1 pseudogene is annotated in these 237 nt (G+C 43.0%); it reads left to right on the top strand.

Annotation, left to right across the window (positions count from 1 at the left end):
* Positions 1 to 237, top strand: a pseudogene (locus B3182_RS13680) (tRNA 2-thiouridine(34) synthase MnmA); the annotation flags it as partial.

The following is a 237-nucleotide window of genomic DNA, read 5'->3' as shown; positions in this document are numbered from 1 at the left end:
ACAAGGCTTTGATGTTGAAGGTCTGTTCATGAAAAACTGGGTCGACTATGCGGATGAAAGCGAATGTACTGTTGAGGATGATCGCAAAGACGCCCAATCAGTTGCTGATAAAGTGGGCATCGTTTTTCATGAAGCCAATTTCGCTATGGAATACTGGGATTATGTATTCAAACATTTCTTGGATGAATACAAAGCGGGCCGCACGCCGAATCCCGATATTCTGTGTAATCGTGAAAT

It is taken from the genome of Methylophaga sp. UBA4204 (genome assembly GCF_002379485.1).
GTDB lineage: Bacteria > Pseudomonadota > Gammaproteobacteria > Nitrosococcales > Methylophagaceae > Methylophaga.
The sequence above is the reverse complement of the archived record's forward strand: the minus strand, read 5'-3'. Positions and strand labels throughout refer to the sequence as shown.